Origin of the sequence: Amnibacterium sp. (assembly GCF_051956055.1) — a bacterium.
Classification (GTDB): domain Bacteria; phylum Actinomycetota; class Actinomycetes; order Actinomycetales; family Microbacteriaceae; genus Amnibacterium.
The window spans coordinates 1-13,031 of the sequence record NZ_JBQCGC010000090.1; the positions used below are offsets into that span (position 1 = coordinate 1).

Annotated in this window: 11 protein-coding genes; 3 read left to right on the plus strand and 8 right to left on the minus strand. The window is 69.5% G+C overall.

The features are described 5' to 3' along the window. The 6 genes from ACTHLI_RS12950 to ACTHLI_RS12975 form a co-directional block, all read right to left on the minus strand. Window positions 1–912: L-rhamnose isomerase (locus ACTHLI_RS12950; protein ID WP_440184338.1), on the minus strand; the 912-nt coding region annotated here is incomplete at its 3' end. A gap of 106 nt (window positions 913–1,018) precedes the next feature. Then, window positions 1,019–2,959 carry an ADP-ribosylglycohydrolase family protein gene (locus ACTHLI_RS12955; protein ID WP_440184341.1) on the minus strand — a complete coding sequence of 647 codons (1,941 nt, stop codon included), beginning with the start codon at window positions 2,957–2,959 and terminating at the stop codon, window positions 1,019–1,021. A 61-nt stretch (window positions 2,960–3,020) separates the two neighbouring features. Beyond that, complete coding sequence (locus tag ACTHLI_RS12960) at window positions 3,021–4,181, minus strand: glycoside hydrolase family 99-like domain-containing protein (protein ID WP_440184344.1); 1,161 nt, start codon at window positions 4,179–4,181, stop codon at window positions 3,021–3,023. Next, window positions 4,168–4,959, minus strand: coding sequence for a carbohydrate ABC transporter permease (locus tag ACTHLI_RS12965; RefSeq protein WP_440184347.1), 792 nt, complete (start codon window positions 4,957–4,959; stop codon window positions 4,168–4,170). The genes ACTHLI_RS12960 and ACTHLI_RS12965 overlap by 14 nt, the downstream gene beginning before the upstream one ends. 3 nt (window positions 4,960–4,962) lie before the next feature. Beyond that, window positions 4,963–5,838, minus strand: coding sequence for a carbohydrate ABC transporter permease (locus ACTHLI_RS12970; RefSeq protein WP_440184349.1), 876 nt, complete (start codon window positions 5,836–5,838; stop codon window positions 4,963–4,965). A gap of 151 nt (window positions 5,839–5,989) precedes the next feature. Next, on the minus strand, window positions 5,990–7,336 hold the full coding sequence (locus ACTHLI_RS12975; protein ID WP_440184352.1) for an ABC transporter substrate-binding protein: 1,347 nt from the start codon (window positions 7,334–7,336) through the stop codon (window positions 5,990–5,992). A gap of 146 nt (window positions 7,337–7,482) precedes the next feature. On the opposite strand from ACTHLI_RS12975, the gene ACTHLI_RS12980 reads away from it, so the two are divergent. Then, window positions 7,483–8,490: a LacI family DNA-binding transcriptional regulator gene (locus tag ACTHLI_RS12980; protein WP_440184356.1), complete on the plus strand. Its 1,008-nt coding sequence runs from the start codon at window positions 7,483–7,485 to the stop codon at window positions 8,488–8,490. A gap of 5 nt (window positions 8,491–8,495) precedes the next feature. Here ACTHLI_RS12980 and ACTHLI_RS12985 read toward each other — a convergent pair whose 3' ends face one another. Beyond that, window positions 8,496–8,837 (minus strand): L-rhamnose mutarotase, encoded by a 342-nt coding sequence (locus tag ACTHLI_RS12985; protein WP_440184358.1) that lies wholly within the window; start codon window positions 8,835–8,837, stop codon window positions 8,496–8,498. 77 nt (window positions 8,838–8,914) lie between these two features. Between ACTHLI_RS12985 and ACTHLI_RS12990 the strand changes: the two genes are divergently transcribed. Further along, on the plus strand, window positions 8,915–9,940 hold the full coding sequence (locus ACTHLI_RS12990) for a LacI family DNA-binding transcriptional regulator (RefSeq protein ID WP_440184361.1): 1,026 nt from the start codon (window positions 8,915–8,917) through the stop codon (window positions 9,938–9,940). Window positions 9,941–10,019: 79 nt separating this feature from the next. Here the strand turns inward: ACTHLI_RS12990 and ACTHLI_RS12995 are convergent, their stop codons facing one another. Continuing rightward, window positions 10,020–12,287: a glycoside hydrolase family 3 C-terminal domain-containing protein gene (locus ACTHLI_RS12995; RefSeq protein WP_440184364.1), complete on the minus strand. Its 2,268-nt coding sequence runs from the start codon at window positions 12,285–12,287 to the stop codon at window positions 10,020–10,022. A gap of 125 nt (window positions 12,288–12,412) precedes the next feature. Between ACTHLI_RS12995 and ACTHLI_RS13000 the strand changes: the two genes are divergently transcribed. Then, window positions 12,413–13,012 carry a TetR/AcrR family transcriptional regulator gene (locus tag ACTHLI_RS13000; protein ID WP_440184367.1) on the plus strand — a complete coding sequence of 200 codons (600 nt, stop codon included), beginning with the start codon at window positions 12,413–12,415 and terminating at the stop codon, window positions 13,010–13,012. The last annotated feature ends 19 nt before the right edge of the window (window positions 13,013–13,031 follow it).

Below are 13,031 nucleotides of genomic sequence, written 5' to 3' on the forward strand. Positions count from 1 at the left end.
CACGTTCAGGACGCTGCGGATCTGGCCCGGGATCTTCTGCTCGATGTTGTGGCACTGATCGAGCATGAAGGCGACGTCCGGGCTGTTCAGGCCACCGCCGCGGATGACCTCGACGAGGATCCGGAACAGCTGGAACGGGTCCGCCGCACCGACGATGAGGTCGTCGTCGGCGTAGAAGCGGCTGTTGAAGTCGAACGAGCCGAGCTTCCCGAGGCGCAGCAGCTGCATGACGATGAACTCGATGTTCGTGCCGGGCGCGTGATGGCCGGTGTCGAGGCAGACGAACGCCTTGTCGCCGAGCGCGGCGACCTGGGCGTACGAGGTGCCCCAGTCCGGGACGTCGGTGTGGTAGAACGCGGGTTCGAAGAACTTGTACTCGAGCACGAGCCGCTGGTCGTCGCCGATCGCCGCGTAGATCTCGGCGAGCGACTCGGTCAGGTGGTCCTGCCGGGTCCGCATGTCGTCCTGGCCGGGGTAGTTCGTGCCGTCGGCGAGCCAGATCTTGAGGTCCCGCGAGCCGGTCTGGCCCATGATCTCGATGCAGCGCAGGTGGTGGTCGATCGCTTTGCGGCGGACGGCGGCGTCGCGGTGGGCGAGGCTGCCGAGCTTGTAGGCCTCGTCCTGGAACGTGTTCGAGTTGATCGTGCCGAGGCGCACGTCGAGGTCCTCCGCGTGCCGTCGGAGCACGGCGAAGTCGTCGACGAGGTCCCACGGGATGTGCAGCGCGACGGACGGGGCGAGCCCGGTGAGCCGGTGCACTTCGGCCGCGTCGGCGATCTTCTCGAACGGGTCCCGGGGGACGCCGGCCTGCGGGAAGACGCGGAACCGGGTGCCGGAGTTGCCGAACGCCCACGAGGGCAGCTCGATCGCCTGCTGCGCGAGGGCGTCGGTGATCTGGTCGAAGGACGGCATCGTTCCTCTTCCTGTCTATTGAATCGTTTCATTGTCACCGTAGGACCCCGTGAGCACATCGTCAACCCGGCCGCGCCGCAGCGCCACCGGGCCAACGACGGATGGCTCACACGTCCCAGGGGAACGTGGTACGGCCGATGGCGGGGAGACCGTCGTTGAGCCGCCCGGCGGTGCTGACCAGGATGTGGCACTCGAACGCCGGGTCGTCGGCGCCGCGTGCGAGCTTGACGAGCAGCTCGTTCGATCCCTGCCGCAAGCGGGCGTCCACGTAGGCGTCCTTCGAGCCGCCGTAGCTGGGACGGATGGGGCGGAACCGGTCGAGCGAGAACAGCTCGGTCCCGTTGAGCCAGGCCTTGACCGGCCCACCGGAATCGACCCCGAGGAGCACGTCGATCTCCTCGTCGGAATCGAGGAATGTCTGCACGTAGCGGACCGTTCCCGGCTCCGGCATCGCCTCCGCGGGCAGCCCGTTGCCGTGTGCCACAGCCTCCGTCCAGACGCCGGGGCGCGTCGCGGGGTCCGCGCCGTCCTCGGCTGCAAGGACCGTGTCGAGCGCGGACGCGGTAGTGCCGTCGAACGGTAGCGGGTCGGAGTACCGCAGCGCTGCCGCGCCGATCAGCACGATCGGCGTCGCCGGCCCCTGGGGGTAGCCCATCGCGTCGGGGATGAGGAACAGCCGGTTGCTGTTCCGAAGCATCGCGCGGCCCGGCACCTCAATCGTCCAGGGAATGGCCGCCGACGATGCTGCCTCGATCGTCAACGTCTGCTGAGCGGGAGCCGACCATCCGGCGGGGGTGGACAGCCTGGCCGTGACGGTGATCGGGTCGGGGTGCGGGTTGGTGAACGTCGTGGTCACGTGCGCCTCGTGGCCCGCCTCGACCGAAGGCGAACCGTCGTCGTAGCGGACGGACGCCGTGAGCTCCACCTCCGGGAAGCGGACGGTGAGGGGGTCCCTGGTCCACAGCTCTCGGATCGAGTCGTCCGCGTACAGGGATGCCTCGTCAACCATGACGGTGTCGCCGACCAGCGAGCCCTTCGCCCGCAGGACGGTCCGGGCCGCGATCACGAGGCGATCGATCACCTCAGGAAGGGTCGCAGGGATCGGCGTGCTGCCGTCCGACATGTGCCGGACCCCGCCCCAGGACTCGTTCGTCGAGATGGCGTCTCCGAGCGGCTCGGTCCACCTCCTAGGGAGGTTCGAGTCGCCCGCCATGATGCCCCACCAGCTCCCGATGCTGCCGCCGCTCGAGTCGGTGTCGTAGCCGCAGTTCACCGTGATGCAGAGCGCGTCGCCGAAGTCCTTCCCGGCGAGCAGGCCGATGACCTGGAACCCCATGTTGATGGGCGAGTACTGCGCGACGTGATGCGGCGTCGCCTCGAGGACGCGGCGGCGGGCGTCCTTCCAATCGAGCCCCTCCTCGACGGCGGCGAGGGCCGCGCGGATTGCCTTCGCTGTCAGGGAGTTGTCCGGGACGTAGGACAGGCCGATGTCGATCAGCTTCCGCGGGTCATCCACGACGAAGGCCGCGGACTGAATCGCGACGTTGAACAGCTCGCCGTACACGCTCTCACCGCCCGCGTGGTCGCAGATCGCGTCCTCGTACGCGTACCGTGCCGCGATGCGGGGCATCCCCGGCGCGACGCACGCCCACACCTCCGATCGGATCGGGCAGCCCATGCAGTCGACGAACCAGTTGTTGAATCCGCCGCTGATCGGTGGGACGAGCCCGAGGCGGAGGTTCGTCTTCGACAGGCCGTACTCATCCCAGTTGTAGCCGATGTGATCGAGCCAGTACCGAGCGAGGTCACGCGAGGTCAGGTCGGGACCGACCTGCTCGAGCGCGGTGAGCCAGACCAGCTGCATCTCGAGGTCGTCGTTCGGCAGGCCGCCTTCACGGAGCTCGGGGTACCACCAGATGTCGAAGGGCTCCTCCCGCCCCCAGGCCTCCTCAACCGGGGTGCCGAGCGTTCCGCCGGCGTTCTTGCCGACCCAGCACCCCCGCAGCTTGTCTCGGAAGGTGGCGCCGGTCAGATCGATCTCGAGCATGGGTGGTGTTCCGTTCGTGAGGTTGGGGACGGGGGATGGAGGGTCGGCTTGCCGAGGGCGGTCATCGGAGCGGCGGGAACGCGGCGCGGATCGCCTCAAGGAACGCGGTGCCGTGATCGGTGTCCGGCAGGAGGTACGAGCCCTCGGTCCACTCGTTCCAGGCGTTCACCGTGACGACGGGGGAGACTGGACGGAAGCGGTCGATGTGCGCCTTCGCCATCGCGAGGCCCCTGGCGAACTCCTCAGGGCCGGCGTCCCAGACCGGGAGCCAGGGGTAGCCGCCCCGGCGCCAGGCTGTCCGCTGCGAGGTCCGGGGTGAGGAGTCCCATCCGACCGTGACGTCGGGATGGAGAGGGATGCCGAGCTCCGACCCGAGACGGTGGTAGTCGTCGAACGCCGACCGACGCACCGCCGCCCAGTCGCCTGCAGGGAACGCGCCCGCGTGCACATCGGCGTGGTGGATCCACACGTACGAGGTCGCGGACCGGAACCCGAGCTCATCGAGCAGCGCGCCGGGATGCTGCATGCCGAGACCGCTCGGCAGCACCGACATGCCCCACACGACCGCATCGAGGTGTACACCGGGGAACCCCGCGTCCAGCGCTGCCTGCTCGAGCGACGCGAGGGCGTCGCGGGTCTGTTCGACACCGCCGAGTCCTTCGACGAGGTTGCCGATCTCGTACACCGACAACCACGGACGACCGTCGACAGTGAGGTAGCTCGGATGGGTGAAGTACCGCCCGACGACGTGCTCGGTGAACGCGTCGAAGGCGGGCCGTCCGACCCGGCCGGAGCGCAGCATCGGTGGTGTCCTGGTGCCGGAGGTGGACGGGAAGATGTTCACGAGGTCGTGGTTCGCCCACATGAGCGCGAACTCGATGCGGTCGATGTTCGGAGCTGCCAGCAGGCCCTCGTCGAGCGCGCGCTGCAGGTACGGGCCGTCGTCGTACCAGTAGAAGTCGATCAAGAAGCCGTCGACGCCGTGGTCCGACGCGAGATCGATCTGCCACGCGGAGTGGTCCGCCGTCGCCTCGTCGAACGGTCCGTGCACCGGGACTCGGGGCTGGCGGTGCCCGGGGAATCGCGGCGACGCCTCCGCGACCAGACGCCACTCGGTCCAGCCTTCGCCGAACCAGTCGGCGTTCCTTGTGTCCTCGTGCCAGCTCGGGAAGTAGTAGGCGAGCACCTTCGGGCGCTGCACCGCCTCGTCACTTGATGGCACCGGCGGACAACCCTCGTTCGAAGAACTTTTGCAGGCCCAGGTAGGCGATGACGACTGGAAGGCAGATGAGGACCAGGGCGGCGAAGATCTTCGGCTGGTCCGATCCGTACGTGCTCGTGAAGTAGAGCGGGATCGTCGTCACGGTCGAGAGCGACGGGTCCTGGAAGAAGAGGAGCGGCAGGAAGAATTCGTTCCAGCCCTGCAGGAATGCCCACACGATGATCACCGCCGTGATCGGGCGGGAAAGCGGGAGCACGATCCGGACGAGCGATCCAAAGCTCGAGCACCCGTCGAGTCGTGCCGCTTCGAGCACCTCGTCCGGGATGTTCGCCAGCGAGTTCCTGGTCAGCAGCAGCGTGAACGGGATGATCGTCGTCGCGAGCGGCACGATGACCGCCAGGTAGTTGTTGAACAGGTCGAGTCGCTGAACCATGATGAACAGCGGCACGATTAGAGCGATCGTCGGCAGGACGAGCCCGACCAGGATCGCGTTGAAGACCAGGCGCTTTCCCCGGAAGCGCATCTTCGCGAAGGCGTAGCCGGCGAGCATGGTGCAGACAAAGACCAGCGCGATGACCCCGAGCGAGATGACGGCGCTGTTGAACGTCGATTGCAGAAACGGCGTCTGCGTCAGCACCGCGGCGTAATTGGCGGCGAATCCAGCGCCGCCGAACGAGGTGGCCAGGATCGCGATCAGCACGAGGGCGAAGGGGATCACGACGACGGTCGCGACGAGCTGCGCGAGGATCCGCGTGAGGAGCGTGGGGCGCACGAGCATCGGTCAGTCCTCCCCGAAGTGGTAGACGCGGATCTGCACTGCGGTGAGGAGCAGCGCGAGGACAAGCAGCACGATCGAGAGCGCGGCGGAGTAGCCCGCGTGGAACTGCTCGACGACCTCGCTGTAGATGTACGTCGTCACGAACTCGGTCGCGTGGCCGGGTCCGCCTCCCGTCGTCAGGTAGACGATGTCGAACGTCTTCAGCGCGCCGATGACCCCGGTGAGCGCGAGTGTCGCGTGCGTGCCGCTGAGCTGGGGCAGGAGCACGTACCAAAATGTCTGCCATCCCGTCGCACCGTCGATCGCCGAGGCCTCGAAGAGGTTCTGGTCGATCTGGGAGAGCGCGGCCTGGTAGAGCAGGAAGCTGAGTCCCGTCCACTGCCAGATGTTGATCGCGGCGAGCGAGTACACCGCGATGTGAGGGTCTGCGAGCCACGCGATGCTGCCGGCCGGGATACCGACCGCTCCGAGCAGGTCGTTCAGCGCGCCGTCCGGGCTCATGATGCTGCGGAACGCCGTGGCGACGGCGGCGGGAGCGAGGACGACCGGGATGAAGAGCAGCACCTTGTACACCGGACGGCCGAGCACCGCGTTCCCGCCGAGCAGGATCGCCATGAGGAGGCCGAGCGCCATCTGGACGAGGATCGTGACGATCGCGAAGACGACGAAGTGCCCGATCGCGGCCCAGAACACCGGGTCGCCGACCAGCTCCACGTAGTTCCCGATGCCGACGGATCGGGTCGTCGGATCGATCCCGTTCCAGTCGAGCGTGCTGACCCAGCCCGTGTAGCCGATCCCGACGTAGATGATCCCGACAATGAGGATCAGCGCGGGGAGGATGTAGAGCCACGGGACGAGGGGGGACTGCCCGACCGTCACCGGCTCGGTCCGGCTCGAGGATCGCGATCGCCGTGGCGTCGCGCCCGGTGGCGGCTGGTGCGGCGGAGCCGCTGTCGTGGACATCGTGTTCGTCGTACTCATCGGATCTGGGGTGGAGGCGACGCTCACCGCCTCCACCCCTCCCTTCCTGCTACTTCGCGGAGTCGATCGCGGCCTGGACGGAGTTCGCCGCCGCAGCCGAGGTCATCTGGCCGGAGGCGACCGAGGACAGGGCCTGGCCGAGCGCGGACTGGACGTCAGCGCTCGGGATCTGTCGAGCGCCGATGAGGTTCGACAGCTGCGACGCCTGGCTGGCGAGCGCCGCTTTGCCCGCGTCGTTCACGACGTCGCTGTCGTCGACCGGTACCGATTTGAGCGCGGGCTGGCCGGCGAGAGACTTCCCCATGATCGTCTGAGCGGTCGTGCTCGCCGTCAGCCACTGGACGAACGTGAATGCCGCAGCCTGGTGGGAGCTCTTGGCCGAGATCGCCCAGCCCACGTCAGGGCCGCCGAAGAGTCGGCCGGTCTCTTTCGCGCCGCCGACCACGTCGGGGAACGCCGCCGGGAGGAATACCTCCGACTTCACCGCGTCCCCGTAGGTCTGCGCCTGCGTGGCCAGGTTCGCCTTGCTCATGTCGCCGTCCTGCCAGGTGCCGTTCAGGATGAACGCTGCGTTCCCCTTGTGGAACGCGTCGTTGGCGTCCGGGTACTGCGTTTGCGCGAGCGCACCTTTCTGCATGATCCCGTTCGAGAAGAGGCTCTTCCAGACATCGAACGCCTTCACGAAGTCGGCCGAGTCGAACTTGACCGACCCTGTTCCCTTGATCGCGTCATAGAAGGCCGCGGGGGCGAGCTCATTGACGATCGACTGATACATGTCGAGGTTGATCCAGTCGTCCTTGGCACCTTGGACGAAGCAGGTCTTCCCGATCGCTGTGACCTTCTTGCAGTCCACGAGCCACTCGTCGAGCGTCGTCGGCGGAGCGCTGACGCCGGCCTTCGCGAGAAGGCCCTTGTTGTACCAGATGAGCCCTCCGCCGGTCACCATCCAGGGCAGGCCCACCTGCTTCCCGTCGGCGACGAGCTGCTCGCTGGCGTTCAGCTTGTTCTTCCAGTCGGCACCGATGCCTTTGGCGGCGAGCGGAGCCAGATCGACCGTCAGCGGCGCGAACTGGTTCGTGAGCGCGCCGACCTGCAGCCCGAAGACGTCGGGGCCGGAGCTGGTCGTCGCAGCGAGCCGCACCGCGTTCACGTAGTCGCTGTACTGGATGAAGCGGTGCTTCACCGTGATATTCGGGTGGTCCTTCTCGAACGCGGTGATCCACTGCGCGTCGCTGTGGTTATCGGGGTTCCAGGACCACCAGGTGATCGTCTGCTTCGCGTCGGCGGACTGCTGGGCGCCGCCGCCGGACGAGCAGGAGGTGAGCGCTAGCGCTGTGGCGACCGCCGCTGCGGCGACGCCGAGCAGGCGTCGCGTGGAAGGTCGGGAAAACTTCATCGTTGTTCCTCCGGTGCTACGGGCCTCGACGGCTTGCAGGAGCCAATGGCTTCCTCGCCATAGTGTGAATCGATTCATTATGAATCGATTCATGATCATGACATGCTGCACGGAACAGCGCAACGTGCAGACGGAGGAGGTCCCGGATGGTCGGGGTGAAGGATGTCGCTCGGCACGCGGGCGTCTCCGTCGGGACGGTGTCCAACGTGCTGAACGGACGCGAGAGCGTTGCGCCGGAGTTCGTCGAACGGGTCCAGAAGGCGGTCGCCGAGCTTGGCTTCGTACGCGACGACGTCGCCCGCACCCTCCGAGCCGGGACGAGCAACGTCATCGGTCTGATCGTGTCCGAGGCGCACAACCCGTTCTTCATCGAGGTCGCACGTGGCGCCGAGGCTGAGGCAGTCGAGACGGGCGGGATCGTGCTCCTCGGGAACTCGCACGGTGACGCCGCCCGCGAGGACCGCTACCTCGAAGCGTTCTACCGCCAGCGTGCCCGCGGCGTGGTCGTCCACATGATGGATCCGGAGGCGCTCTCGCGACCGACCGGGCAGCTGCTCCACCGTCGGGGCATGCCGATTGTCACGATGGATGTCAGCCTCGGTCAGCAGACGTTCTCGTCGATCTCTGTCGACAACCGGGCGGGTGCCGGTCTCGCGGCGTCGCACCTCATGGAGCAAGGACGGCGTCGGCTGCTGTTCGCAGGTGGACCGATGGCGCTCGAGGCGCTGCAGCAGCGACTCGCCGGGATCCAGGACTGCCTGCACGGGGGAGCCGTGCTCGAGGTGTTCGAGACGTTCGACACCTCGATCGAGGACGGCATCGCGGCGGCGCAGGACGTCCTCCGGAGGCGCGGCGGCGCGGACGCGGTCGATGCTGTGATCGCGGGCAACGACCTCGTGGCGATCGGGATCCTCAACGTGCTCGTGAGCGCGGGAGTCGCGGTGCCGGAGGAAGTCGCGGTGGTCGGGTACGACGACATCGACCTCGCGAGGACCGCGGTCGTGCCGGTGACGACGGTCCGTCAGCCGGCGGGTGTCATGGGCGCGATGGCGGTACGCCTCCTGGAGAACGAGCGGCTGACCGCCGCGCCTCCGGAGCACGTGTTGCTGGACCCGGAGCTCGTCGTCCGGAGATCGACCGTCCGGGTGCGTTGAGCCGCTCAGCCGAGCGCGGCAAGCTGGTCCTCCAGGTGGAACACCTCGGTCAGCTGCGGAGCGCCCTGGTCCGGGCGCGCGCCGGGCAGCGCTTCGAAGAAGCCCGCCGCCTGCGCCTCCCACTCCGCGGTGTACGGGTTGTCCGCGAGTGCCTTCGCGGACGCCGCGTCGTCGTCCGTCTCGTAGTACCCGATGAGCAGACCGTCGGGACGGAGGAACAGCGAGTAGTTGCGACGGCCCGAGGCCTCGATCGCGCGGAGCATCGTCGGCCAGACCGCCCGATGCCGCTCGACGTACTCGTCGATCCGGGCCGGCTTCACCTGCAGCTGGAAGCACACGCGGGGCATGGCACCTCATTCCGTTCGGAAGGAGTCTGGGACCTCCTGGTGCTCATTACGATTCGGCTGAGCAGCCGGAGGCCCCGATGAGCGTGAGCGTGAAGGACGTGGCCGCCCGCGCGGGCGTCTCCGTCGGCACGGTCTCCAACGTGCTGAACAGCCCGACGAAGGTCGCGGCCGAGACCGCTGAGCGCGTGCACCGCGCGATCGTCGCGCTCGGATTCGTGCGCAACGACGCGGCGCGGCAGCTGCGGGCGGGCACGTCCCGCTGCATCGGCTTCGTCGTGCTCGACGTGAGCAACCCGTTCTTCACCGACCTCGTCAGGGCGGCGGAGGAGCGGGCCGCCGAGTCCGGGCTCGCAGTGCTCATCGCGAACAGCGACGAGCAGCCGGTGCGTGAGGCCGCGGGGCTCGATCTCTTCGAGGAGCAGCGCGTCCGGGGTGTGCTCATCTCGCCCGTCGACGACGTGACCGCGCGGCTGGAGCGGCTCCGGGACCGCGGCACGCCCTCGGTGCTCGTGGACCGCATGGCTGCGACGCCGGGCTTCTCCTCGGTGTCGGTGGACGACGTCGCGGGTGGTCGGATCGCCGTGCAGCACCTGCTCGACGGCGGTCGACGCCGGATCCTGTTCGTCGGAGGCCCGCTCGACCTCGAACAGGTGCGGGACCGCCTCCGGGGCGCCAGGGAGGCGGTCGCGGCGGTGCCGGGAGCGGTGCTCGACGTGCTGCCGGTCGGCGCGCTCACGGTCCGGCACGGGGTCGAGGCCGGCCGGGAGGTGCTCGCGATGGACTCGCCGCCGGACGCGGTGTTCGCCTCGAACGACCTCATCGCGCTCGGCGTGCTCCAGGCGGTGGGGCTGCTCGGCGGCCGGCGGGTGCCGGACGACCTCGCGATCGTCGGCTACGACGACATCGAGTTCGCGGCCTCCGCAGGGGTGCCGATCACTTCGGTGCGGCAGCCGCGCGACCGCATGGGGGCCGTCGCCGTCGACCTGCTCCTGGCGGAGATCGACGGGGTGAGCGAGCGCAGCCGGATCGTGCTGCAGCCCGAGCTCGTGATCCGCGAATCGAGCGCGCCCGCGGTCGGCGGGGACCGCCGGGAAGCTCCGTAGGCATCCTTCGTCGATCAGGAGAAATCCGCGCCGGGCGCCGAATTCTCCTGAACGACGAAGGGCGTCGGGGTCGTTTCCGTCAGCTCGCGTCGAAGCGGGCGAGCGCCTCGCGCACCTCGGCCTCCGACACGGGGGAGCCCGGGAAGCGCGCGAGCCGCACGAGCGGGATCGCCCGCATCATCGCCCCGTGCTGCGGGTCGAACAGCATCGCCTCGAACGGGTGGCCGGCCACGCGCTCGCGGACCCACTCGGCGGCCCGCGGGTGCGCGAGGAGCTGGTCGACGGTGGCGTCGGCCCGGACGGGCGGCTCGAGCGCCTCGCCGTCGAGCCGGACGACCGCGTGGAGGCGCAGGTCGCGACTCGACGCGCCCACCCGGATGCCGAACGCGCCTCCCTCCACCACGAAGCGCCCGCGAGCGACGTCCCAGAACGCGAACGCCCTGGCGTCGAGCTCGATGCGGACCGTCTCGGATGCGCCCGGTTCCAGGTCGACCCGCGCGAAGCCGCGCAGCTCCTGCTCCGGCCGGTACACGCTCGCCTCCGCGTCGGACACGTACACCTGGACCGTCTCGATGCCGGCGCGGGCACCGGTGTTCGTGAGGGTGACGGAGACGGCGACGCGCGGCTCCGCGCCGTCCTCGATCACCTCGACATCGAGGTCCGTGTAGCCGAACGTCGTGTAGGTGAGACCGTGCCCGAACGGGTACGCGACGGGGAGGCGATGCGCGTCGTACCAGCGGTAGCCGATCAGCAGGCCCTCGCCGTACCGGACGGTGCCGGCCTCGCCCGGGAAGTTGCCGATCGTCGGGTTGTCCGCGTAGCGGACCGGGATCGTCTCGCCGAGACGCCCGGAGGGGGCCTCCGCGCCGGTGAGCAGATCGGCGATCGCCGTGCCGCCCGCCTGGCCGAGCAGCCAGCCCTCGATCAGCGCCCGCGCACGGCCCTGCCACGGGTCGAGCGTGACCACCGAGCCGTTCGCGAGCACGACGACGACCTCGGGGTTGGCGTCGGCGACCTGACGGATGAGCGCGGTCTGCTGGGCAGGGAGATCCATGGTCGTGCGGTCGTAGCCCTCGGACTCCGCGGCGGCGGGGAGGCCGAGGAACACCACGACCACCTCCGCGTCCTTCGCGACCGCGACGGCCTCGGCGACGAGCTCGGCGTCGGCCTCCTCCGCGTCGATCTCGAACCCGGGTGCGAACACCACCTCCCGGTCCGGCAGCGCGGCCCGCAGCGCGTCGAGCGGGGTGTCGAGCCTGGTCGGGTTGACCTGGGACGATCCGGCGCCCTGGTACCTCGGGGTGCGGGCGAACTCGCCGATCACCGCGATCGTCCCGCCGGTAGGCGCGAGCGGGAGGATGCCGCCGTCGTTCCGCAGCAGCACCGCCGACCTCGTCGCGGCTTCGCGCGCGAGTGCGTGGTGCGCGTCGACGTCGAACGGCTCCGCGTCCTCCGCGAGGGCGGGCTGGGCCTTCGCGACGAGCTCGAGGACGCGTCGCGCGGCGCGGTCCACGTCCTGCTCGGCGAGCCGACCGTCCGCGACGGCCTCGAGGATCCGGCGGGTCCCCGCACCCCCGGAGGAGGGCATCTCGAGGTCGAGGCCGGCGGCGACGCCGTCCTCGCGCACGTTCACGGCGCCCCAGTCGCTGACCACGAGGCCGTCGAAGCCCCACTCCTCCCGCAGCACCCCGGTGAGCAGCCACGGGTGCTCGGAGGCGTACGTGCCGTTCAGGCGGTTGTAGGAGCACATGACCGTCCACGGGCGGGCCTGCCGCACGACCCGCTCGAACGCCGGGAGGTAGATCTCGCGCAGGGTGCGCTCGTCCACCTCCGCGTCGACCGTCATCCGGTCGGTCTCCTGGTTGTTCGCGGCGAAGTGCTTGAGCGAGGTGCCGACGCCGCGCGACTGGACGCCCTCGACGAGCCCGGCGGCGAGCGCACCCGCGAGCAGCGGGTCCTCGGAGAAGTACTCGAAGTTGCGCCCGTTCAGGGGTGAGCGCTTCATGTTCACCCCGGGGCCGAGCAGCACGGCCACCCGCTCCGCGCGGCACTCGTCGCCGAGCGCGGCGCCGACGCGGCGCAGCAGCTCCGGGTCCCAGGAGGAGACGAGGCCGGCGGCGGGCGGGAAGCAGGTCGCGGGCACGCTGTCGTTCAGCCCGACGTGATCCGCCGCTGCCGCCTGCTTGCGCAGACCGTGCGGTCCGTCGGTCACCATCACGGGCGGCACCCCGAGCCGCTCGACGCCCTGCGTGTGCCAGAAGTCGGAGCCGTCGAGCAGGGACGCCTTCTCCTCGAGGGTCAGCCGGGCGAGGACCTCGGCGACGTCGAGCGCTGCGGTGGTGGTCACGGGTGCTGCTCCGATCCGCGCCTCGGCGCGCGTGGGGATGGGGTCTCCGGCAACGCTAGCCGCAAAACCGACCGCTCGGTCGGGGTCTGCGTGGGACACTCGTGCGAGTCGACGGAGGACGAGCCATGAGCATCGCATCGGATCGCGGCTACGCGAAGGGCCGGGCCAAGCGGGCGGAGATCATCGACCGCGCGACCGCGCTGTTCGGCGAGGTCGGGTACCGGGGCTCCTCCCTCCGTGAGATCGCCGCCCGGTGCGGGATCTCCCATCCCGGCCTGCTGCACCACTTCCCGACGAAGGAGGCGCTGCTCATCGCGGTGCTCGAGCATCGGGACGAGCAGGACGCCGAACGGTTCCTCGCGCCGGACGCCTCCGGCCTCGACCGCTTGCGCCGGATCGTCGCCCTCGCCGCGCACAACGAGACGCGGCGGGGGATCGTCGAGCTGTACTGCGTCCTCTCCGCGGAGGCGACCGCGCAGGACCACCCGGCGCACGGCTTCTTCGTGGAGCGCTACCGCCGCACCCTGACCGCGATGCGGGACGCCTACGGCGACGCCGGGCAGGAGGGGGTCCTGCTGGACGGGGTGGCGCCGGAGGACGCGGCGCGCGAGCTGGTCGCGCTCATGGACGGGCTGCAGCTCCAGTGGCTGCTCGACGGCGGGTCCACGCCGATGGCGGCGCTGGTCCGGCAGCGGGTGCAGGCCCACCTGACCGTGCCGATCTGACCTCGCCTGCCACGATGGT

Coding starts and splice junctions, on each gene's coding strand:
- ACTHLI_RS12975 (WP_440184352.1), bottom strand. CDS start 7,336: ATGAAGTTTTCCCGACCTTCCACGCGACGCCTGCTCGGCGTCGCCGCA.
- ACTHLI_RS12990 (WP_440184361.1), top strand. CDS start 8,915: ATGAGCGTGAGCGTGAAGGACGTGGCCGCCCGCGCGGGCGTCTCCGTC.
- ACTHLI_RS12985 (WP_440184358.1), bottom strand. CDS start 8,837: ATGCCCCGCGTGTGCTTCCAGCTGCAGGTGAAGCCGGCCCGGATCGAC.
- ACTHLI_RS12965 (WP_440184347.1), bottom strand. CDS start 4,959: ATGCTCGTGCGCCCCACGCTCCTCACGCGGATCCTCGCGCAGCTCGTC.
- ACTHLI_RS13000 (WP_440184367.1), top strand. CDS start 12,413: ATGAGCATCGCATCGGATCGCGGCTACGCGAAGGGCCGGGCCAAGCGG.
- ACTHLI_RS12955 (WP_440184341.1), bottom strand. CDS start 2,959: ATGCTCGAGATCGATCTGACCGGCGCCACCTTCCGAGACAAGCTGCGG.
- ACTHLI_RS12980 (WP_440184356.1), top strand. CDS start 7,483: ATGGTCGGGGTGAAGGATGTCGCTCGGCACGCGGGCGTCTCCGTCGGG.